Origin of the sequence: Atopobium sp. oral taxon 416, assembly GCF_018128285.1 — a bacterium.
In the GTDB taxonomy this organism is placed as follows: Bacteria; Actinomycetota; Coriobacteriia; order Coriobacteriales; family Atopobiaceae; genus Olsenella_L.
In genome coordinates this window covers 2,154,473-2,174,446 of sequence record NZ_CP072380.1, presented here as the reverse complement: position 1 = coordinate 2,174,446, position 19,974 = coordinate 2,154,473, and the positions used below count along the sequence as shown (strand labels likewise).

The following is a 19,974-nucleotide window of genomic DNA, read 5'->3' as shown; positions in this document are numbered from 1 at the left end:
GGGGAGACCAATGAGCAATATCCATAAGGCGTTTGAGAATCATAAAGCGTTTATACCGTTCATCACAGTCGGAGACCCTGACCTGCAGACAACTAAAAAGGTTGTGCAGGCTGCGGTCGACAACGGTGCGGATCTTGTAGAGTTGGGCATTCCATTCTCTGATCCGACTGCAGAAGGCCCAGTCATTATGGAGGCGGACAACCGCGCGCTTTCAGCGGGTACGACGACTGACAAGGTCTTTGCGCTCACCCATGAATTACGTAAGACGATCACGGTACCGATGGTATATATGACCTATGCAAACGTGGTCTTCTCCTATGGGACCGAGAAGTTTGCACAGAAGGCCCAGGAGGCTGGTATCGACGGACTGATCCTACCGGATGTACCGTACGAGGAGAAAGCGGACTTCGATGGAGCCTTTGCCGAGCGCGGTATGGATCTGATCTCCATGATTGCTCCGACTTCACAGGACCGTATTACGATGATCGCAAAGGAAGCCAACGGCTTCGTCTACATGGTGTCCTCATTGGGTGTCACCGGTACCAGAAGCGCGATCACCACCGATATCGCAGCGATGACAAAACTGGTGAAGTCTGCAACGGACATTCCCTGTGCAGTCGGCTTCGGTATCTCCAGCCCGCAGCAGGCGGCGAAGATGACATCACTGTCCGACGGCGCCATCGTCGGCAGCGCGATCGTCAAGATCATTGCGAAGTACGGCGAGGATGCAGCAGGCCCGGTCGGGGAGTTCGTGAAGTCCATGGCGGACGCGGTACACGCAGTATAGAAGCGAGCAAAGGCTCGAAGCATTGCACTGAGTCCTGCAATTATAAGTAAACACGTTTGAAAGCATGAGGGGAGGCTAAGAAGTTTTTCCTTCATGCTTTTTCAATATGCGCCACAAGGTCGTTCGGCTGATACCGAGCTTTTTGGCGGCCTCAGTCTGATTGCCATTGCTGTATCTGATTAAAGTGGCCCAGCTGATTCGACACTGAAATCAACCCCGAAAGAGTGCCTGCCTCCTTCAATCCGCGGTCTTAAGCTGTCATCAGCCCTAAATGATACCAGTTTGAGGGGCGTCTCGTAGCTAAGTAGCTGGTGGAGCCGCTCGTTGTTGTACTGCTTAGCGTAAGCCCGCGATGAGCCTTCTTGAGCTCGGTGGACGCTTTGTACTCGTTGATCCTTACACACTCACTCTTGAGGCTTCTAGATCATCTCTTTTACGATAGTGTTGTCGACCCACTTGGCCTTGCCGTCCATACTCTGGCAGATGTTTCAGCAAGCCAGCAGGCCCTTATACGTTGCGGCGGAGAAGAGCGATCCCTGGTCGAAGTTGGCGCAGGAAGGCTTTCCCGTGCTCCTCCAGTGCCTGGTGCATGCACTCGCACACACCTGCGGCGCCCATGCCGGATGAAGTCCTTCCGGCCCATGACACAGCGGAAGAACCAGCCGATCACACAGATCAGATACAGGTACAAGCCCCCTATCGAAATGTAGGCGATCTCGACGCTACCTGGTTGGGGAAGCGTATCGCCTTGTTCTTCAGCAGGCAGGGGTGCTTTACCGAGCTTCTGGCCGGCTTGGGACAGATCGAGCACACACCCATCTTCTCTATGAGCCTTCGCGCCCAGCACCTCGATGCCTCGAGCGTGCGGCTTATCCTTCCCACACCTGCATAAGGGCTGCTTTAGGTGGACGTTATCTACGATGCGCATGGCGCGCTTGCGATTAGATCCCTCAAAAGAGCGCCTGCGCGGCCCTTGGCCTTGTAGTAGTAGGTGAACCTGGGGATCTACAGCTGCTGGAGCTACCTGACCACGTTGATATCAGCGTTTCTTGGATCGACCAGGAATGTCTTTTATGTCGATGCTGTAGCGCTTAAGCAGGCAGTGTTGAAGATGGTCGTGCTCGCCGACCTCCTCCCGGTGCTCGTCGCACTCCCGCTCGTCCTCGGACGCCGTGAACACACGCTATCTCAAAGGTAGCCTTTGAGACCTAGTTCTTGACCAGGTTGGGGTTTTAGGTCGTGCTCAAAGGTAAGCTCGTTGACGGTCTTCTTTGCGTGCATGACCTCGATTGTGACCCTCGCCTTGAACTCGGCGGGGCGCGGCTTTCCCTTCGGCATTCACAAGCCTTGCTTTGCGTGCTTGTGCACACTGTGCGGGTTCTCTTTGACCCTGTTAGACCACTGTAGATATAGGGAAGCGAAAAGATGTCACGGGATCACCCTACAATCGGGTTCGACCAAGAAACCGACCTGAAGAAGGTCCCACATGCTCGACATGATACGACAACTAGCAAAGTAGCTGACCTGCGAGGAGAGGGTCGCACTTACCGCCGGCCTCAAGCAGATGATAGCCGAGAAGCTGGCATCGCAGGCCAGCAAGTCCGCCACATGCCCACACTGCGGATGTCCTGAGTCCACCAGGCACGACGGCGTCTACCAGACCACCAGAAGAGGCTACGTGGGCATGCCGATTGCGTTTCCTAAGTAACTGGGAGCAGGCGACATGACCTCATATCCACAGTGGTCTAACAGAGTTAAAGATTATGGCTCACCTTGAAGATCGTCTTGCTGGTCGGTATGAAGGTGCACCCGCACGCATTGCAGCGCCAGCAGCGCACCCTTTGAAGCTCACGGCCGAACATCGCTATTCTCCCCAAGCTGCACCTCGGGCAAGAGCTGTGCCCCAAGGCATCGAAGAGCGCCGCCTCGGCCTCTCCACCCTGCCAGTGCAGCCTTTCGTAGTGTTTCCTTTGCCATCCCACCGTGAGCCTTCAAGCAGGCGTGAGTAAAGACTTACCAGTACCGCCTCTGGGCGTGATGGACACTGCGAGTGCCCTCCATCTTCCAGAGATGGGTGGTAGGTCCTTACTGCGCTAGTTAGCAACACCGCCAAGGACTACCACATCGCGAGAACATCGCTGCTTGCCATCGTGCTCTCGTATGGTAGTCAAGCCTCGTATCCAGTTATAGCCTAGCTGGCCCTTAAGCAGGACAGATATCAGCGCACTGTAAGAAGGGATTTTTTCAGGCATTCGTTACTAAGTGCAATGATTCGGCAGAAATTGCTGACTACATGAATGGTGAATATTGAATGGTGAATATGCTACTGATATGGACTGATTGCTTATCTAACACCTTGATGAGTACTGCCTACCATCTCCGTACACCGGAATGACAGGCAGTCTCCTTTTCATATCATTGTGGAAGACGCTGAGACTTATTTGCTTTCCTGCTCGTGTTGCAAGGCTTCCTGGATGCGCTGATAGTGAAGGAATTGCCCCTGTGCATTGAGCCGGCAGATCTCTTCTTTCGTGGCAAGCCGTACATCGGTTACCTCACGGTGGGCGATTTTGATATCGGAGAGATTGAGACTCAGACGCAGGTGGTAGATGTCCACCTGGTAGTTGTCGTGGTGTTCCTCATCAGTATTGAGGTAGTGATAGACCGGGGTGAGTGACTGGTTGCAATCGAGCGTGAGCGAGGTCTCTTCAAAGACTTCGCGGCGCAGTGCCTGCTCTGAGCCTTCTCCGGCTCTGACACCACCACCAGGGATTTCCCACTGACCTGCGGCCCACTGCTTGTCCTCTGCACGTTTGGTGATCAGAAAACAACCATCCTGGTTCTCGAGGATGGCTAACACATAGAGGATATAGCAGCCGGGTGGACGAACGTCGTGGCGTTCAATCACCTTGCCGGCTTTAATTCCGTCCTTTAGGTACAGGTCCATCATTTCGCTCATGAATTATCTCCTTTACCTGCTTGTAAAGCAGGAGTTAAATCAATGTTGAGGTCGACTGCTCCGTCGATGCCCTTAAGTGTGCCTTGATTGGTGTACTGCCACACGGCGAAGGCGATGTCGGCGGTAGGCTTGTAATTATACTCTGCCAACCAGAAACCATAGGGTGCCAGCTCATCAAGATTGTAGAGACAGGTTAAGTCAGAGGAACTGCTGTAGATTGCTGAGTTGTACCCGGCGCCCTTGATGGTCGAGCAGAACGCCTTTGCGATATCGGTGCGTTGCTCGGTTGAAAGGGTATAGGCTCTGTCTCCTTTTTCCGGCTCAAAGTCGAAGACTATTGGGTAATCAAGTTCCTCACCCGATAACTTGCTGAGCACAAACTCGGCCTCGTTTCGTGCTTCATCGGCGTTGGTTGCCTGTGAATAGAAATAGGCCCCGACGGCGATATTATTTCGTTTTGCGCCTTCCAAATTCTGCTCTAAGACAGAGTCTTCAATGATCACATCTGCATCTTTGGCGCGTGCACCTACACGGACCATCGCGAAGTCGATTCCTTCCTTTTTGACAGCATTCCAGTCAATCTCCCCGTTGTGCTGCGAGACATCGATGCCCTCCCGGGAGAGAGTCTTGCCGTCTTTCTCATAGGCGAGATTATTGTATTTGTTCCACTCGAGGTTTCTCCAGTCATAGGGATTGGAATATACGTCGCGGCTGTCGACTGCGAAGCTCACATCGTCGGTGATTGGAAAGGAGTTGTCGCCGGCACCTTGCTTGACGCCCGACATATCTGTCATTTCATCTTGGTCATCGCTCTGGACCTGTTCTTGCGCTTCGGGCTGCGCTGAGTGAGCACCGATGTTGATGATCAGTGCGATACCGACAATGAAGATTGCGACAACGATAAAGAGGGTATTGTTGGGGCGAACCGGTCTCTGCACCGGATGTCGTCGTATCTGGCTCCGATAGGTTCTCGTATATGATCGTCGCGTAGCAGTAGATGATCGCGGCACAGGTCTCGGCCGTTGGCGGGAAACGCGTTGATCGGATCTAGGTCTGCGCACCGTGTAGGTAGCGTTAACCGGCCTGCGCTTACTGGCTGCGTGACGCCTGGCCACAGAGGGAGCGAGTCGACATGCTGAGACACTCTGTTTCCATGTACGCGGAACCTCCTGTTCGGAGCTTCTTTGTCTGCTGGTTGTGTGTCTGGTTGAGGAGTGAGTTATGGTGTGTACCCGCGGGCGCTGAGTGCTGCGAGTCTGCGTCTGCACCCGTGGGTGTGGAGTCTGACGTTTATGTGGTGTCGGACGGGCCATATCCTCCTCATTACACAACATATCGTGTACGCTCTTATTGTAGCGATTTAATTTGTTATCAACAAAAGGGCAGCTCAGATATCCTGTTTTCACACCAAATTAAAATATTCTAGGCTCAGTCCTGAAACCTGTGTGTGGCCCCATCACGAAGCAGCCCTGGAAGCCTTCGAGTAGCGCCTGCTGGCAATCGAATATCTTGAGGAAGAAGTATTCGTCGTTAGGGTATCCCTAGCCTGCCCTCGAAGGTATTACGGTCTTTCCTCTCCCTTGTGTCCGCACTGGACATGAGGATGTACTTGGTGCTTGAGGGCCCCGGCAGCCTCGACGCTACCCTCGTCCCTTAAGCCTTGCCTGCTCGTCCTTCCTGACCTTACAGATCACCTTCTCGTTGAAGTTCTTCACGAGATGGAAGTACTCGTAGACTATGTCCAGGTGCGGGAACCTCTTAAGGAATGCACACTCGAAGTCTGCGTTCATGTCGCAGGCGATTGCCTCCACATGCAAACATCCACTCGGCGAGCACGAAGTCGCAGAATTCATGCACGACCTGCCTCCTCTTGGAATGGACAAGCCACAGGACATGGCCCGTCTTAAGGTCGATGATCACGGTGGCGCAGCGGCGGCCATTGTGCAGCTTGAACTTATCTGCGCCCAGATACCTTGCCTGCCGCTCCGGTTTCCGGAGCGTCCTTTCGCTGCCTTCCCCCTCCGTGTAGAGTCCAGAAAGCCTTGCCCGGTCGATGGCCTTGACCACATTCTTGTGGAGCCCTGCCGTGAGCGATACCGCCTTGAGGGTCTGCCCCAGGGCAAGGAGGTCCTGCGCGAAGGCGAGCGGCGGCAGTGTGATTCGGTGGCCGGGAGCCCTGAAGAAGACGCCCTCGGTAAGGGTATTCCCGCACTCCCTGCATGCCCATCTTGGCCGCAAGACCTCTATCCTTACCCTCTCCATCCCCAGAGGGAGGTGCCGAAGCGCAATGGGGGCCTTCCCGTTTTTCTCCATCGCCTTTCCGCAGCAGGGTCAGCATGGTGCATCCGACACTGCCGGCCTGCCTGGAACGGACAGGATGCGCACTGGCTTCCTGCATCTCCTGCCCGATGTGCCGAACTCCTCCGTGCGTGCGCTCTCCTTAGGCTTTCCCGTCTGCACGAAGCCATCCAGATGCGAGGGGATCTGGATGAAGCCGGAAGCGGCAATCCTGCTGGCATGGGAAATGACGGACAGCTGGGCTGCCGTGGATGCTACACTTGTCATCGCGTTCCATCCTTGTTCAGAGTCTACATGTTGCGATGCAAGATTCGAGAGGATGGCCGCTTCCCTGTCTGTACAGATGCTATACCGCAGGCATCTGCCCACAGCTTTTAGGATTGAACCAACAAAGACATCGAGAAATGGGAGGGCCGGACTCAATGATACTGCAGCGGATCGAGAAGATGGGCATCGCTAAGAAGACAGCGGGATCTGCGCTTGCAGGTAAACCCAAAAGATGCTTAAGGTACAGATCTGCAGACCTCTTCTGTAGGGGGCACTCTGCACAAGGCCATCATGGAAGTGCCGCTCCTGTGGCAGGACCTTCTCGGTGAAGATAGGATCGGCTATAGCGATATCGAAGCTTTTCGCTACCACAGGGGCAAAGTATGCAAAAGACACGCTTGTGGGCATGTCGCTTAAGGAGCTTCTCTTTGCCTGCCATGTGAGCCTTAAGGACCTCGTGGGTTCCATGTGCATGAGGCTCTTTGAGGCAGTGGGGTCTGCCCTGCAGTCTCCCAGGCACATCCCTTTCTGTCTGCTGCCAGGCAGAGGGGCTCTCCCTCGACGAGTCGCTTGTGGGCAGCAGGGCAAGGTCGGCTGTACAGATGCGCAATAACACACAGGCCACGGTTATGCCGTGCACTCAAGAGATATATCAAGTCTGAAGGTCTGCACAGAGTGCTAAGCGAGCCGGGGGAGCGAATATGCAACACTTCGCGGAAGGTCCATCAATTCAAAGTTAAAGGTTGCCCTTTCAGGCATCGCCGACAGCTCTCGGGTCGCAACAGACAACCATGCAAGATATAGCGCGCATCCTTTCCTTACTCGGCGTTGTTGAGTACACACCAAGCGTGGTAAAAGAGTCCAGGGACGGTGAGAAGCGGCCTTGTCAATGCGATGCAGCGAAGGCTCAGGCAAGTTCTTGCTTTCCCTCTATGGGGTGTCGACGAAATGGCTGCAGTGCTTGCTTCGCCTGCTTGCTGTGGACAAAGCAGGCGAAGCATTCGAAGCAGGACAGCAAGGAGATGTTCTCAGGACAGCTCACAGAAGGCAGCTATGTACACACGAGGCGCACTTGTCGACATGCCCCAGCCTCTCTGGGACTGGTGGAGGAACAGGGTCGATGTCAATGGTGGTCTTACCGAGAGATCCGAAAAGGGCTTTGATGATCGGAAGTACTATGAGAGCACGGCGCAGGATGGCTGGCCGAAGAAGTATGAAGCCGCTACCGATCAGACAGTTATTGACTTTGGAAATGTGACAGCCCTGCAGGCAGGGTTTGTTTAATGAGTTGCAACGGCCAATGACCCTTCATATCAGTCCAGTGGCACAGTTCTCCTGAGTGATGAATATACCGATCACCTCCAATACACTGCCGATGCAAGTGCCCGAACAGACGATATTGTGCTGTATGACATGTTCAGTTCTGACCAGAACAATACCGTCGGCAGCCTAGAGAGCGTAGATGTCTCATCTATCGATGAGCGGATTGTCAAGCTGAGTGCAACATCTCCCTAAAGACCTCGCTGGCCATCCTGTATCCAAAGACCTTCCTTAGCCTGTCGTTGATCATGCCGAATACGCGCTGTACCTCATCATCGGTGAGCTTGGAGAAGTCCGTGCCCTTAGGGGAAGAACTCACAGATGAGGACATCGGTGTTTTTAACCGTTAGCTTCTGTCATAGGTAAGTGGGGATGGCAGAAGTAGAACTGGACATCGCCGAGCCTGTCGCTCACCTCCGCGCAGGGGGCGATCTGCTTGCCGCGCTCAGGGGTGGGGGTCTTGCGGTCACGGCCTAACAGAGTAACAGAGCCGTGGCCTCGACCTCGTGTGCGCGTGAGCCTTGCCACCTACGAGTAGCTGCGACTCAGCGATCCGCGATTGTCACCAGGCAGGGCCCTCCCGGCTTGCCGACGAGCGTGTCATGTGCCTGCTTGGGCCTTTCTGAGATGCCGCAGGAGACCTTGATCTTGCCCCTCCTCTCCTTGTGCCCCCTGTGTGTTTGCTTCCCCTTGCTGTACAGATGGTGGCGGAGCTGGTCCTGTGGGGGCGCATCAAGGATATCGAGCTCGCCTGAGCCGACGGTGCGCTAGATAGACGAGCCGCTGTGCTCAAGACAAAGCCTTTCGTCTATCTGCTCGGGCGACCACCGCTCGTCTGCGATGTGCTCCCTCACCTCCTCGGCCAACGCTGGGTCTCGAGAGCCTCTTGTACGGTTTGCACCTTGCGTGCCTGCCGTTCCTTTCCAGCTTACGGCTGAGTGTGGAGCTATCCCTGGCGATGTCCCTGCCGATGTCACTGACCGCCTTGCCCTCGGCGTGCAGCTCGGCTATCCTGTCGCGCTCTTAAGCGCTAAGATGTGTGTAGTGGCGCATTGCTCCCTGACTTGCGACGTTGATTGAGACAACCAACATCGTAGCCTTCGGAGGTGCGCCATGACCTTTGCCTGGCGCTATTCTGTTGCACTCAGAATGCTAATTCCGCCAGTGGCAAAGTCGCTTATGATGCTAACAGTTCGAAGACGACCGACACATGCAAACCAGTCATTTACTACATGATGCAGACGCTAACGGGTCAGACATGGTCTTTGGGCAGCGGCATATGGACCGCGAAAATCTCTGATGACCTCTCCACTGTTAAAGCTATAGCTATCGATTGCCGCAAAACAGATACCGGCCATGATTTTGTCCTGGACAAGAAGGGGACGCTTGTCGCTTATATTCGGCTGAAGGCTACGGCTGATTCCACCTATGCTGACACGATCGAAACAAATGAGGCCGCTATAAGTAAGCGCATGTTTGTAGGTAACGCTCCTGCAGCGAGCGATGCCATTACGACATAGATCGCGAACAGGAGAGTTACGCTTCTGGTTGCAAATTTGGATATCACCAAGACCTGTGATCCCAATTCCGGTACGCAGGGCCATCCTACAGAGATTGGCAATGATGCAAACAAGTAGCTTACTTACACGTTCACTTTTGAGAACAAAGCTACCGACACTTCGCTTCCCAATGTGAGAGACATGCACGTGACTGATTGCCTGCCTGATAGTTTGTCGCTCGATGATCCATCTGTCATGACTGTATCGTCTGATTCGCTTGGAATTAAAGCGGGGATCAAGATTAGCAGTCAATCCTATGTCTCATATCAGATTGATGACAACACTCTTGAGTTCGATGTGAGTACGCTGTCGTCTGGCGGTAAGGTAGACACCACTATCCCAGTAGTCCGCAAGAATCCTGTAACTGGGAAAACCGATCACTTCAATACAGCGACAATCGACAAAGTTGGCAACCAGGATAACTATGGCGAGAGCAGCACGACCTATCACTGTATGTCTGTGGCTGCAATGCCGCTTTCCGATGCCTCCGGCTTCGACGGATTGATTGCCACAGGTGGGGCAGTACTTCTACTACTGACACGGGCATGGATTTGCCGCAGACGCCATGACAACGAGGCATAGCTAGACTTGCAAGCAGGCCGAATGCAGAGTCCAGCCTACCTCCTGTTTAGAGGACGATTCATCAGAAAAATGGGCGGGCGCCTTTGCAGTGCCCGTCCATGTCAATGCTTAGAATCAGCGCAGATCCTACTACTGTGTCAGTTGGAGATAGAGGTCACGGTACTGGGATGCAGATTTGCTCCAGGAGATATTCTTCTCCATGTCGCGCTTGACCATCTTGTCCCAGGACTCGCGACTCGTGAAGTAGAGCATCTTGGCGCGGTTGATTGCTTCGAGCAACAGGCCCGGCTCATAGCGGTCGAATGTGAAGCCGTTGCCGGAGTCTTCGAACATGTTGTACGGCTCAACCGTATCCTTGAGGCCGCCGGTCTCACGGACGACAGGAATCGTGCCATAGTGCATGGCAATGAGCTGGGTGAGACCACAGGGCTCGAAGCGGGAAGGTACGAGGAGTGCATCGGCACCAGCATAGATGTGGTGCGAACGTGCCTCGTCGTACATGATGCTCGAGCAGACGGTGCCCTTGTGGGCATTCTCGAACCAGCGGAAGGATTCCTCATACTGGGGCTCGCCGGTGCCGAGGACAACAACCTGCGTATTGCCGTCGATGAGCTGCTCCATGACGGTCGTGACGAGGTCGAGGCCCTTCTGGCTCGTGAGGCGGGAGATGAGGCCGATGACCATCTTGCCGTCGTCCTGTTCGAGGCCGAGTTCTTCCTGGAGCGCCTTCTTATTTTCCTTCTTAGCATCAATCACGTTCTTGGTGTCATAGGGAGCCTCGAGGAGCTTGTCCGTTGCCGGGTTCCAGATGTCGTAGTCGATGCCGTTCACGATACCGCGAAGCTTGCCGGAGTGGTAGTGCAGATGGGCATCGAGACCCTCGCCGTATTCCGGCGTCTGGATCTCTTCTGCATAGGTGCCGGAGACCGTTGTGATCATATCGGCGTAGGTGAGGCCACCCTTGAGCATGTTGGCCTCGGTCCAGTCTTCCTGCATGGCATCCTTGTTGAAGACATAGTCGGGAAGTCCGGACCAGTACTTGATCGTCGGGATGTTGTACTTGCCCTGGAAGCGCAGGTTGTGGATTGTGAGTACGGTCTTTGAGCATGCGAGCTCTGTGCTCTGGAAGAGCGTGCGCAGATAGACCGGGACAAGCGCTGCCTGCCAGTCATGGCAGTGGATGATGTCAGGAATCCAGTTGAGGAAGAGCAGGGCAGAGAGCGCTGCCTTTCCGAAGTAGCAGTAGCGCGGGATGTCATCCACGAGGTTCGTGTACGGGTTGCCATTTGTGAAGAAGTCCTGGTTGTCGATGAAGTCATAGACTACACCGTCAGGGGAGATGTATTCCATGATGCCGACATAGAACTGCCTGCCGTCAGAGCAGAGATCCATCTGGAAGGCGCCCTTGTAGACCATCTTCTCCTGCCACTCCTGCTTGATGCAGGCATAGCGCGGAAGGATGACCTTTACGTCGCAATTCTGCTTCACGAGAGCTTTTGGAAGTGCATACATGACATCGCCGAGACCACCGGTCTTGACGAAGGGATAGCACTCGGATCCGATGAAGGCGATGGAGCGCCTCGGCTGGGGGAGTGGCTCGGGTTCAGGCTCCGGTGCTGCCTCAGGCTCAGCCGTCTTCTCTGCGGGAATCTCCTTTGCCGTGGCAGGTGCCGGCTCAGCAGCAGGTGCCTCAGCGGCTGTCCTGGGCTTCTCTTCGACCTTGGTGGGTTTCTCGGAAGTTGCCTTCTCGAACTTTGCAGGCTCTGCTTCCTTCTTAGGCTCCTCTGCCTTCTTTGCTTCGGGGACAGCTTTCGGTGTAGGCCTTTCTGCCTCAGACACATTGGCAGGAGCTGACTTCACGGCCGGCTTTGCAGCCGGGGCTTCTTCTACCTTCGCAACTGCAGGCTTCAGAGCCTCCGTCTTCTTGGTGTGCTCTTCCCTCTTGGCAGCTGTGGGCTTTGCTGCAGGCTCAGGCGTGGCTGCCTTTGTAGCAGGCTTGGGCTTTGCAGCCGCCTTCGGCTCTTCTTTCGGTGCCGGCGCGGGAGCGGCCTTCTTTTTTGCTGCTGGCTTCGGCTCAGGCTTGGCTGCAGGGGCAGCTGCTTTCGGAGCTTCCTTTGTGGCAGGTGTAGGCTTTGGCTCCTCCTTCTTGGCAGCAGGCTTCGGTTCGGACTTTGCAGCTGCTTCTACCTTTACAGCCTCTGCAGGTGCCTTCTTGGCAGGCTCTGTGGCCTTCGGAGCAGGTACAGCCTTTGCTGCCGGCTTTGCGGCAGCAGGCTCTTTCACTTTGCTCTCTCCTGCCTCCTTCTGAGCCTTCGGCTTTGCGATGGAGCGAGAAGATCTCGACCTCATGGATGTGTTGCGTGGCTTGGAGCTTCTTGACTTTCTTGTTGCCATTTTTCCTCCTCCTTGGGGAAACGCTCACAGAAGACAACTGCTGCATGGATAAGCAGACGTTTACTTCCATGATAGCGCCTCAGCAGGGAAGAGAATGCGCAGGCAGGCGAAAGGTAAGCTGCTTAGGCATATGGATATGGAATCGATGCTGTAGGGAAGTATGGCTTGCGTCGTGTGACGGGCTGCCAGTACGGCGTAATCAGGCTTCTCCTCTGGTCTGGCGGAAGATGGCTTCGCTCGCGGCAGCAAGAGTCTCGACAGCTTTATTCACAGAGACATTCCAGGATGCAGCTATGAGGGCTGCAGAGTCAGCAAGGGCACGCTCGTAGCCTTTGGGTACAAGCCCTGCATGCTCGGGAGAATAGTCAGTCTCGAAGAGGAGCTTCTCGTGCGGAATGAGCTTTAGGTATTCCTTTGCATGGCCGGGTATGGAGGAACGGCTTGCCGACGCTGAAGAGGCAGCCGAGATGAATGGTACGCCAGAGCTCGGGCGTCGAGCCCGAGAACTAGTGCAGGATAGGAATAGAGCCCGCAGCAGCAGGAGTGCAGCCGGTTTCTTTGAGGATGTCGAACACGAGATCTACTGACTTCAGGAGTGGATGGAGAGCACCTTGCCGCCTGAAGCGGCTGCAACTTTCACGATGGTCTGGAATGCCTCTGTCTGTCTTTCGAGGAAAGCTTGACATGCTTGGGCGAGAGATCGATGCCGATCTCTCCTATGAGGAGAGCATCGGGCACAAGCGAGACGAGCTCATCAAGGGCGCCTGTGTCCATTCTGCTGTCTGCCACCCACCAGGGATGTGCACCAAGGCTCAGAGTCGCATTCTGCCGGTCTTTCCAGCTCTGAGTTGGGTGCCGCAGTGCAGGAAAGGAAGGCCAGACCAAGCGTATCTGACGCATCGAGGAAGCCTGCTGGATCTTCCTGGAGGAAGTCGATATAGAAGTGCATGTCGTAGTATTTCGCTGCTTGCAGGCTGTTCTGCTCTGGGCCTAGCATTGCGGATCTTCCTCTTCCGTGTAGGGCATGGGCTCGAATCCGGCAAGCCGGCAGATGATCTTGCCGGCGATCATCTGGCCCATGATCAGCGGTATGTAGCTCATGGTGCCCAAAGTCAGTCTGACCCTTCTCAGGTCTCTTCCCATCCTCCGTCTTCGGAGGCTTGGAACCCGCGCCCCTCTCTGTCGAGTAGAGTACCTCGAGCTCCTTGATGCTGTGCTTCCGGCCTTCTTTGCGCATGGCCTTGGCAAGGCGGTTGCCTGAAGTCTTCTTGATCTGTGCAAACTGGAGACAGCTCGGATCGAGCTTGTCGGTGCCACCCATGGAGCTCAAGAGCGGAATCCTCTGCTTCCGGCACCATTTGGCAAGCACGAGCTTCTGTGGGACGATGTCGATCGCATCGACGATGTAGTCAGGACGGGGGAACTGGGAGAGCATCTCGCCGAGGCTGTCTTTCGGGATGAAAGCCTGAAGCGTCGTCACATCGCAGCCTGGATTGATAGCCAGAACCATCTTCTCCATGACCTGACATTTGGGAAGGCCGACCGTCGAATGGAAGACAATGGCCTGACGGCTGATGTTCGATGGTAGTATCCCGGTCGATGAGGATGAGGTGTCCAATGCCGCTGCAGGCAAGGGCTTCCGTGTAGTCCGAGCCGACGCTGCCGAGTCTCAGCACCATGACTGTAGACTTCTGGAGATGTGCAAGGCTCTCTTCACCGAGCACGAGCTTCAGGCGGTCGAAAGGCGTCTCTTTTTGGCTCTTCGACACGATGTGTGAATGAAGAATATGCGAATGCGCAGGTGACAAGGCACGTTCTCCTGTAGGTTTTTAGTTGCGAAGTAAAGACCCGGCAGAAGGAGTGCACCGTGCGCATCTCAAACTTAGTCAAGATTATGATCAGCGTCGAGGATGTGTCCTTCGACGAGGACGCACAGGCGATCGTGATCGACGCCAAGGCCCTACAGGCCCCACTCCTGCAGATGCGGCAAGTGCGGGCAGAAGGCCCCCCTGCTACGATGCAGGCAGGGGAACCAGGCTCTGGAGATGCCCCAATGTCGTCGGCACGAAGGTGTATATCCAGGCGGATACATTCAGGATGAGGTGCCCAAAATGCGGTACTGCGCGGTGCGTCAGATCCCCTGGGCAGACCATGGTAGCTGGCTCCCCCGTGCCTTTGAGGACAGCTGCTGCTGGCTTGAGCTGTCGATGAGCAAGCTTGCCTGTCAAAAGCTTCTGCGCATCTTGTGGAGGTGGGTGGGCGCGATATGCTCGCGCGTGCTGGCAAGGCTCGAACAGGGGCAGCCGCCAAAGACGGCAGACCTCAGGTGGATAGGTGTGGACGAGACAAGCTACAAGAAGGGCCACAGCTACATGACGGCCATGGACGCAAGGTCTTCGACGCCTTCTTCAAGCAGATCGCCGTTAAGGGAAGCTCATCCATCGACCTTGTGAGTGCGGACGGGGTGCGTTGGGTGGACGATGCGATGAAGGAGTGGGTACCGTATGCGCTGCGCTGCACAGACACCTTCCACATCGTCCAGTAGGCAACGGAGCTGCTCGACGGGCTGTGCCGCCAGTCATGGAGGGCGGCTGTGCAGAAGGCCAAGGCAGCACCGAAGGGGAGGCGCGCCCGCCCCAGGAAGGGGGAGGAGGCGAGCCCCGAAAGGAAGGCCGCTGCATCCGTGAAGGGCCCAAGCTATCCCCTCCTTCAAGAACCCAGAGAGCCTGACCGAAGGCAGAAGGCGGCGCTTCAGCTCACCACGATCTCACAGCTGCAGCTCCACAGGGCATATCTGCTGAAGGAAGGGATAAGGCTTGCCCTGAAGCTGCCTGCTAACAAGATCAGGGAGGGCATCGAGAAGTAGAGGGGCAGGGCCTAGCGCTCGAGGATCCCCTAAGTTCGTCGAGCTCTAAAAGAAGATCAGAAGGCATCTGGATGCCACAGTCGCCACCTTGGAGAGCGGCCTGTCCAACGCACGCGTGGAGACCATCAACAACAAGATCAAGCTGACCGTTAGGATAGCCTATAGCTTTCGCAGCCTCGACAACCTCTTCGCGATGGTGATGCTCAGATGCTTGGGGGTGAAGGTACCGCTGCTGGGGAGGGCCTAGTGCTCACATATCGGTTCACACATTGTGCAGATGGCTCGTTTGTTTTCGCTTTTTTCGTACAGAAGACCCTGCGCCGTTTTCCACCGGAGCAGGCCGTAGAGATTTTGACCGCCCCACTTCAAAATGTTTGAAATGACTGAGGACCTCCAGCATAACCGCAGGAGTTCCTGTCGCCTCCAAACCGTACAATGAGGATACAAGGTTGATGCATCCGAGAGGGCAAAGAAAGAGATGGTAAAGGGGCATGCAGGCGCTCTGAGTAGGCGCGAATGCGAGAGCAAAGAGACATTGATGGGCCTTTTGGAGAGGTTCTCAGACGAGGAGTCGTGCGAGGGGAGGCTTATCGAGGAGAAGGTCTCCGGCGGCTTTGTCTGCCCGGTGTGCGCCAATACGTCCTGCTCGAAGGTCTGAGGCCGCGCACACAAGTGGCAGTGCACGAAGTGCTCGCACCAGGTGAGCGTGAGCGCAGAAACTATTGATGGAGGGGACCCACCTCGAGCTCAGGAAGTGGTTCGTGGGCGATATGGCTCATGTCCGCCCAGAAGGCAAGGATCAGTGCCTGCGCCCTGCAGAAGGCAGATAGGCTGCAGCTTAAAGACGGCAGGGCGGGTCCTTTTAAGGATATACTCGCCTGGGTCAGATCGCAGTGCGTTCAGCGTCCTTGCAGCTGACACACACGAGGTGGACGACTTCTATATCGGCGCCAAGGCAGCAGGCAAAAGCGGGCGCGGCACAAAGCAGCAGCCGATGCTTACAGCGGCAGGCAGGGCGCCTGCCCCCTGCGCTGCGCAAAGGGGTGCTCGAAAGATTGCTGGCACCAGGTGGGGCATGACCAGCTCTGCCATACATCGAAGATAAGGGTGGATGGCTGGAGCGGCAAAGCTTGCCGGCCTCTCCTCGTTGCGCGGGCTCGTCTAAAGGGAGTACGACAGAGCGGACGGGGATGCATCCCTTCTCATGGTCCACAGGGTGATATCCAACTTCAAGGCCTACGTTGAGGGCACCTTCCATGGCCTTCCCAAGGCCCACATGCACTCCTTGCGGACTCGTTCAGCTAAAGATACAGCCACAGGGATGTAAGGGATGGCTGCATGGAGCTGCTGCACGAGATGTGCCTCATCCATGTCTTGCTCTTTGGCATCGCAGCCACCGCGACGGTCCAGTCGAAGATGCCTTCGATCTTGCCTTAAGCCGCTTACAGTTCAGGGAGCCTAACTATGCTGGAGGTACTCAGCTATTATGTTTGATTGACAATGTAAACCCAATGTATTAAAATATCCAATGAAAGAAGATGATTGTATATGTCTACAGTTCCTACTCAGATTCGTATAGATGCAAACGTTAAGAAGCAGGCCAACGAACTCTTCAGTGAACTTGGCATGGACATGTCCGGCGCAGTAAACATTTTTCTCCGGCAGTGTATCTTAAGAGGCGGTCTTCCGTTTACCGTAGAGGTTCCGCAGTACTCTCAGAAAGTTTTGGATGCCATGAGTGAGGCCAGACGTATTTCCCGTGATCCTGGCGTGTCGGGATATACAAACATGGACGATCTCAGGAAAGCGCTCGAAGAGTAAATGCTGACGGTCAAGTTCACCACAGCTTATAAGAAAAGCTATAAGCTGATGAAGAAACGTGGAGAGAACCTTTCTCTTCTGGAAGAGGTAGTTGACGCTTTACGTCAGGGTAAAGTGTTGGATAAGAGATTCTGCGACCATGAACTCAAAGGAAATCTCAAAGGCTTTCGGGAATGCCATATCCAGCCGGACTGGCTTTTGATCTATTTGATAGAGAATGACATCCTCACTTTAACGCTTGTGGATACAGGAAGTCATTCTGACCTGCTGAATCTCTAACTCTAAGCCGTTCCGTTGTGGAACGGCTCTTTTTATCTGTCACTGCGTTCTTTATGAATCTTCTCGTGGCAGGAGCGACATAGGCTCATCAAATTCGATTCGCCGTTCGAGCCACCCTCGGAGAGCGGCACAATGTGGTGGACTTCCTCCACGGCGACATAGCGGTCTTCCTTAAGGCATATCTCACATAGCGGGTGTTCGTGGACATACTGGTCACGGATTCGTTTCCAGATCCTACCATAACGCTTGCTGGGGGAGTAGCCGCGCTGGAACTTCTCGTAGTGTTGTTCCATGAATTTGTCGTGCTGTTCGCAATACTGTTTTCTGCCCTCGCAGAGGTTCGGGCAGCCAGGATATCTGCATGATCGCTTTTGTTTACTCGGCATGCCGCGTCCTCCTTTCGGGCGACAGATTGTCAAGCTGAGTGCAACATCTCCCTAAAGACCTCGTTGGCTGTCCTGTATTTCAGGACCTTCCTTGGCCTGTCGCAGATCAGCTCCACTGTATGCTGCACCTCCTCGTCCGTAATCTTTACGAAGTCGGTGCCCTTAGGGAAACGATGATCAATGCCCCATAACGTGTCAGAGGGGACCGACCACATGGTCTTTCTAGGCCTGCATGCGGGGAAGGCAGGGAAGGATGCCTATCCAGCACGTGCAGGAGCCACTATCCTTACATTTGTCCTGCCCCATGCACCGCAATAAGGCCCCAAGACAGATCAAGCGACTCTGGGAGCCAGGAGGTGCAGCCTGCCGGCAAAAGATGCACATGGCAAGGTTTGCAAGGGCGAGAAAGACTTGAGTGTGCAGGTATCTTCTCTATCCCCCTGTAGCGCTTCCTTAAGGGGCCGAAGCGGCGCTTCACGATAAGGAAGGGATGCTCTACCTTTGAGCGGCCGGATGCCTTCCTGGACTCGATGCCCTTCTCGGAGAAAAGCGTACAGGCAAGGCCTTCTCTGGTCGAAGGCTTTCTTAGCAACGCTTTAGCGCATAGATGAGAGGTGTGGGTCTTTATGCGTCCTTAAGGGCGCTTCGCTATACCTATATAGCCTAAAGTATGCATAGCAGAACCTGTCATCTTCCCTTAACGAGTGCATGTGCCACAGGATATGTCGGATACATTCTAAGCGGTCGTCTCCACACCATGCACAAGGCCGCTACCGGCATCCACGCCGATATGCGCCTTGTATCCGATACGCCAGACTCCCCCTTTCTTGGACTGGTGCACTTTAAGGGTCGCGTGCATGGTCCTTGTTCTTTGTGGAGCTTTAAGGCCCAGGTGAAGGTCGCGTCCACCATGGAGCCGCCCCGCGCCGTGATCCTTGCCCTTTCGAGTTCTGAATTCAGGTCGTGAAGCACAAGCTTTACCGAACTCCTCTCGCTTTAAGGCTATGGCGCATCTTCGCAAGTGTCGTTGCATCTGGCACCTGCGCTTGCATGAGGTCTACGTGCACAGAAGCGCTGCCAGGAGTGACAATCCAGGATAGCATCTTTAAGTTCCCTCGTCTTAAGAGAGCAAACATTACCTAAAGCAGGCTACATCCTAAAGCTTTGTCTTTACAGCGCGCACATGCCTGACAAGAGCCTGTCAGTGGTAGCTGGGTTCCACCAGTGCAATCCAGCTATCCCACACAACGATTGTATCCATTTGCTCCAGGCGTGCCTCTCGTCTGGTCTTTCTCCTCAGACCTTAGGATTTAAGGTCCTGAAAGCTCATCTGTCTGTCCATATCTTCCTTTTGGATATGCAGGAATACGTGGATGTAGCTATACCATATCCAGAAGACAGATAGGCATCTATGTGGGTATGGGCACTGCGTGGTTCGAGACATTTTGAGCCGATGTCATACAGCGTGTGGCCCCAGCGACCTCATCGAGGCGAATTAATCATCGTTTCCCTAGGGGAAGAACTTTCGCAGGATCCCGTTGGTGTTCTTAACTGTTAGCTTCTGCCATAGATGGTGGGGGTCGCAGAAGTAGAACTGCACACCTCAAAGGGCATCTGTGAGCCCTGTATGCCCTGCGAACTGCTTGCCCCTATCCGGAAGTGAGCGTCTCGAGCGGGCGTCCCTGTAGCAGTCCGACTTCGGCCTTAGAGACGCTCCCGCTGTCGTGGTGGCATCTCTTCTGCGAGAAGCAGCCTCACTGCCCTGTCGGCAAGCACGAGCAGGCACACGGGTCCGCTGCCACGAGCGTGTCGTCCTCCCAGTCTCCGAGGCAAGACCTCGCATCGGCCTGCTTTGGCCTCTCATCCACGGTGTGTAAGATCTCGATCTTACCTTTGGTCTTAGGCCTCTTGCTGCAGACCTGCTTCCCCTTCCTGCGCAGGTGGCACCGCATCTTGCCTTCGGGGCCGGATCCCGGCAGGTCGAGCGTGGTGGCTATGGACCTCACGATAGAATAGTCGGCAGGCTCAACGACGCACCTGCCGCCACCCTCGAGCCTGAGATGTCGTCTATCTGCTCCAGGGACCAGTGTCTGTCCATGATGAGTAAGCGCACCTTCTGCGTAAGCGCAGGGTCTGAAAGCCGCCTTTTCGCCCTGCATCTCCTGCGGCGCTCATCCGCCCTCCTTTTGGGCAGTACATGCCCTAAAGCGGCCGTGGTGTGCGTTCCTCTTGAGCTTGTGGCAGACGCTGGAGCTGTCCTTGCCGATCTCTGCCGCGATATAGCCGATTGGCCTTTCCTTGTGCCACGCAGCTCGGCTATGCAGTCCCTCTCCTGTAGGCTAAGATGTGTGTAGTGGCACATTCCTTTTAGCTTTCGACGTTGATTGAGACAACCAACATCGTAGCCTTCCGGAGTGTGCCACGCTTGCATTCAGCGGGCTATCCTGTTGCGTTCA

The 19,974-nt window shown here is 55.0% G+C and carries 28 protein-coding genes and 3 pseudogenes; 13 read left to right on the top strand and 18 right to left on the bottom strand.

Translation table 11 applies throughout. The features are described from left to right. Positions 1 to 10 precede the first annotated feature (10 nt). Positions 11 to 787 (top strand): tryptophan synthase subunit alpha, encoded by a 777-nt coding sequence (gene trpA / locus J4859_RS11415; protein ID WP_212329926.1) that lies wholly within the window; start codon positions 11 to 13, stop codon positions 785 to 787. Positions 788 to 862: 75 nt separating this feature from the next. Here the strand turns inward: trpA and J4859_RS17850 are convergent, their stop codons facing one another. Next, complete coding sequence (locus J4859_RS17850) at positions 863 to 967, bottom strand: helix-turn-helix domain-containing protein (RefSeq protein WP_371812254.1); 105 nt, start codon at positions 965 to 967, stop codon at positions 863 to 865. An 811-nt stretch (positions 968 to 1,778) separates the two neighbouring features. Between J4859_RS17850 and J4859_RS11405 the strand changes: the two genes are divergently transcribed. Then, on the top strand, positions 1,779 to 1,985 hold the full coding sequence (locus J4859_RS11405; protein WP_212329924.1) for a hypothetical protein: 207 nt from the start codon (positions 1,779 to 1,781) through the stop codon (positions 1,983 to 1,985). Here J4859_RS11405 and J4859_RS11400 read toward each other — a convergent pair. After that, positions 1,976 to 2,125, bottom strand: a complete 150-nt coding sequence (locus J4859_RS11400; protein WP_212329922.1) for a hypothetical protein — start codon at positions 2,123 to 2,125, stop codon at positions 1,976 to 1,978. The genes J4859_RS11405 and J4859_RS11400 overlap by 10 nt on opposite strands. A gap of 226 nt (positions 2,126 to 2,351) precedes the next feature. Here J4859_RS11400 and J4859_RS11395 point away from each other — a divergent pair, with 226 nt between their 5' ends. Beyond that, positions 2,352 to 2,495 (top strand): hypothetical protein, encoded by a 144-nt coding sequence (locus J4859_RS11395; protein ID WP_212329921.1) that lies wholly within the window; start codon positions 2,352 to 2,354, stop codon positions 2,493 to 2,495. A gap of 729 nt (positions 2,496 to 3,224) precedes the next feature. Here J4859_RS11395 and J4859_RS11390 read toward each other — a convergent pair. The 6 genes and pseudogenes from J4859_RS11390 to J4859_RS11365 form a co-directional block, all read right to left on the bottom strand. After that, positions 3,225 to 3,746, bottom strand: coding sequence for an NUDIX domain-containing protein (locus J4859_RS11390; protein ID WP_212329920.1), 522 nt, complete (start codon positions 3,744 to 3,746; stop codon positions 3,225 to 3,227). Further along, positions 3,743 to 4,684 (bottom strand): glycoside hydrolase family 25 protein, encoded by a 942-nt coding sequence (locus tag J4859_RS11385; protein ID WP_212329919.1) that lies wholly within the window; start codon positions 4,682 to 4,684, stop codon positions 3,743 to 3,745. The genes J4859_RS11390 and J4859_RS11385 overlap by 4 nt, the downstream gene beginning before the upstream one ends. A 702-nt stretch (positions 4,685 to 5,386) precedes the next feature. Next, positions 5,387 to 5,536, bottom strand: a complete 150-nt coding sequence (locus J4859_RS11380; RefSeq protein WP_249113623.1) for a transposase — start codon at positions 5,534 to 5,536, stop codon at positions 5,387 to 5,389. Continuing rightward, positions 5,505 to 6,065: pseudogene (locus J4859_RS11375) on the bottom strand (hypothetical protein); the annotation flags it as partial. The gene J4859_RS11380 and the pseudogene J4859_RS11375, both read right to left, overlap by 32 nt. A gap of 12 nt (positions 6,066 to 6,077) precedes the next feature. Next, the gene (locus J4859_RS11370; protein WP_212329916.1) at positions 6,078 to 6,311 is read right to left on the bottom strand and encodes a hypothetical protein; all 234 of its coding nucleotides are present in this window, start codon (positions 6,309 to 6,311) and stop codon (positions 6,078 to 6,080) included. Between the two features lie 189 nt (positions 6,312 to 6,500). Further along, positions 6,501 to 6,779: a hypothetical protein gene (locus tag J4859_RS11365; protein ID WP_212329915.1), complete on the bottom strand. Its 279-nt coding sequence runs from the start codon at positions 6,777 to 6,779 to the stop codon at positions 6,501 to 6,503. A 612-nt stretch (positions 6,780 to 7,391) separates the two neighbouring features. Here J4859_RS11365 and J4859_RS11360 point away from each other — a divergent pair. Next, positions 7,392 to 7,595 (top strand): hypothetical protein, encoded by a 204-nt coding sequence (locus J4859_RS11360; RefSeq protein ID WP_212329913.1) that lies wholly within the window; start codon positions 7,392 to 7,394, stop codon positions 7,593 to 7,595. 205 nt (positions 7,596 to 7,800) lie between these two features. Here J4859_RS11360 and J4859_RS11355 read toward each other — a convergent pair whose 3' ends face one another. The 3 genes from J4859_RS11355 to J4859_RS17845 form a co-directional block, all read right to left on the bottom strand. Then, entirely contained in the window at positions 7,801 to 7,950 is a 150-nt protein-coding gene (locus J4859_RS11355; RefSeq protein ID WP_212329911.1) for a hypothetical protein, read from the bottom strand. A 20-nt stretch (positions 7,951 to 7,970) separates the two neighbouring features. Then, positions 7,971 to 8,159 (bottom strand): hypothetical protein, encoded by a 189-nt coding sequence (locus J4859_RS11350; protein WP_212329909.1) that lies wholly within the window; start codon positions 8,157 to 8,159, stop codon positions 7,971 to 7,973. A gap of 261 nt (positions 8,160 to 8,420) precedes the next feature. Further along, positions 8,421 to 8,642, bottom strand: a complete 222-nt coding sequence (locus J4859_RS17845; protein ID WP_212335296.1) for a hypothetical protein — start codon at positions 8,640 to 8,642, stop codon at positions 8,421 to 8,423. Between the two features lie 221 nt (positions 8,643 to 8,863). Here J4859_RS17845 and J4859_RS11340 point away from each other — a divergent pair, with 221 nt between their 5' ends. Further along, positions 8,864 to 9,151, top strand: a complete 288-nt coding sequence (locus J4859_RS11340) for a hypothetical protein (protein WP_212329907.1) — start codon at positions 8,864 to 8,866, stop codon at positions 9,149 to 9,151. A gap of 234 nt (positions 9,152 to 9,385) precedes the next feature. Then, the gene (locus tag J4859_RS11335; RefSeq protein WP_212329905.1) at positions 9,386 to 9,772 is read left to right on the top strand and encodes a hypothetical protein; all 387 of its coding nucleotides are present in this window, start codon (positions 9,386 to 9,388) and stop codon (positions 9,770 to 9,772) included. A gap of 129 nt (positions 9,773 to 9,901) precedes the next feature. Here J4859_RS11335 and glgA read toward each other — a convergent pair whose 3' ends face one another. From glgA to J4859_RS17075, 3 genes and pseudogenes are all read right to left on the bottom strand, one after another. Next, the gene (gene glgA / locus J4859_RS17295) at positions 9,902 to 12,166 is read right to left on the bottom strand and encodes a glycogen synthase GlgA (RefSeq protein WP_305852661.1); all 2,265 of its coding nucleotides are present in this window, start codon (positions 12,164 to 12,166) and stop codon (positions 9,902 to 9,904) included. A 754-nt stretch (positions 12,167 to 12,920) separates the two neighbouring features. Further along, a pseudogene (locus tag J4859_RS11325) lies at positions 12,921 to 13,691 on the bottom strand (ThiF family adenylyltransferase); the annotation flags it as partial. Then, positions 13,576 to 13,839 (bottom strand): hypothetical protein, encoded by a 264-nt coding sequence (locus J4859_RS17075; protein ID WP_256436881.1) that lies wholly within the window; start codon positions 13,837 to 13,839, stop codon positions 13,576 to 13,578. The gene J4859_RS17075 and the pseudogene J4859_RS11325, both read right to left, overlap by 116 nt. Between J4859_RS17075 and J4859_RS17070 the strand changes: the two genes are divergently transcribed. The 7 genes from J4859_RS17070 (at position 13,741) to J4859_RS11290 (ending at position 17,132) form a co-directional block, all read left to right on the top strand. Further along, complete coding sequence (locus J4859_RS17070; RefSeq protein WP_212335448.1) at positions 13,741 to 13,944, top strand: hypothetical protein; 204 nt, start codon at positions 13,741 to 13,743, stop codon at positions 13,942 to 13,944. The two genes, J4859_RS17075 and J4859_RS17070, sit on opposite strands and share 99 nt — an antisense overlap. A gap of 488 nt (positions 13,945 to 14,432) precedes the next feature. Continuing rightward, positions 14,433 to 14,711, top strand: a complete 279-nt coding sequence (locus tag J4859_RS11315; RefSeq protein ID WP_212329903.1) for a transposase — start codon at positions 14,433 to 14,435, stop codon at positions 14,709 to 14,711. A 48-nt stretch (positions 14,712 to 14,759) separates the two neighbouring features. Further along, complete coding sequence (locus J4859_RS11310) at positions 14,760 to 15,032, top strand: hypothetical protein (protein WP_212329902.1); 273 nt, start codon at positions 14,760 to 14,762, stop codon at positions 15,030 to 15,032. 55 nt (positions 15,033 to 15,087) lie between these two features. Continuing rightward, positions 15,088 to 15,279: a transposase gene (locus tag J4859_RS11305; RefSeq protein WP_305852692.1), complete on the top strand. Its 192-nt coding sequence runs from the start codon at positions 15,088 to 15,090 to the stop codon at positions 15,277 to 15,279. A 231-nt stretch (positions 15,280 to 15,510) separates the two neighbouring features. Next, the gene (locus J4859_RS11300) at positions 15,511 to 15,690 is read left to right on the top strand and encodes a hypothetical protein (RefSeq protein WP_212329900.1); all 180 of its coding nucleotides are present in this window, start codon (positions 15,511 to 15,513) and stop codon (positions 15,688 to 15,690) included. An 890-nt stretch (positions 15,691 to 16,580) separates the two neighbouring features. Further along, a complete protein-coding gene (locus J4859_RS11295; protein WP_212329899.1) occupies positions 16,581 to 16,853 on the top strand; it encodes a type II toxin-antitoxin system RelB/DinJ family antitoxin in 273 nt (90 codons plus the stop codon). Continuing rightward, positions 16,854 to 17,132, top strand: coding sequence for a type II toxin-antitoxin system YafQ family toxin (locus J4859_RS11290; RefSeq protein WP_212329898.1), 279 nt, complete (start codon positions 16,854 to 16,856; stop codon positions 17,130 to 17,132). A 32-nt stretch (positions 17,133 to 17,164) separates the two neighbouring features. Here J4859_RS11290 and J4859_RS11285 read toward each other — a convergent pair whose 3' ends face one another. The 4 genes and pseudogenes from J4859_RS11285 to J4859_RS11275 all read right to left on the bottom strand — a co-directional run bounded on the left by J4859_RS11285 (position 17,165) and on the right by J4859_RS11275 (position 19,677). Then, positions 17,165 to 17,425 carry an HNH endonuclease gene (locus tag J4859_RS11285; RefSeq protein ID WP_249113621.1) on the bottom strand — a complete coding sequence of 87 codons (261 nt, stop codon included), beginning with the start codon at positions 17,423 to 17,425 and terminating at the stop codon, positions 17,165 to 17,167. Positions 17,426 to 17,804: 379 nt separating this feature from the next. Further along, a complete protein-coding gene (locus tag J4859_RS11280) occupies positions 17,805 to 18,110 on the bottom strand; it encodes a hypothetical protein (protein WP_212329894.1) in 306 nt (101 codons plus the stop codon). Between the two features lie 147 nt (positions 18,111 to 18,257). Next, positions 18,258 to 18,436: pseudogene (locus J4859_RS17065) on the bottom strand (transposase); the annotation flags it as partial. An 836-nt stretch (positions 18,437 to 19,272) separates the two neighbouring features. Continuing rightward, positions 19,273 to 19,677: a hypothetical protein gene (locus J4859_RS11275; RefSeq protein WP_212329892.1), complete on the bottom strand. Its 405-nt coding sequence runs from the start codon at positions 19,675 to 19,677 to the stop codon at positions 19,273 to 19,275. Between the last annotated feature and the right edge of the window lie 297 nt (positions 19,678 to 19,974).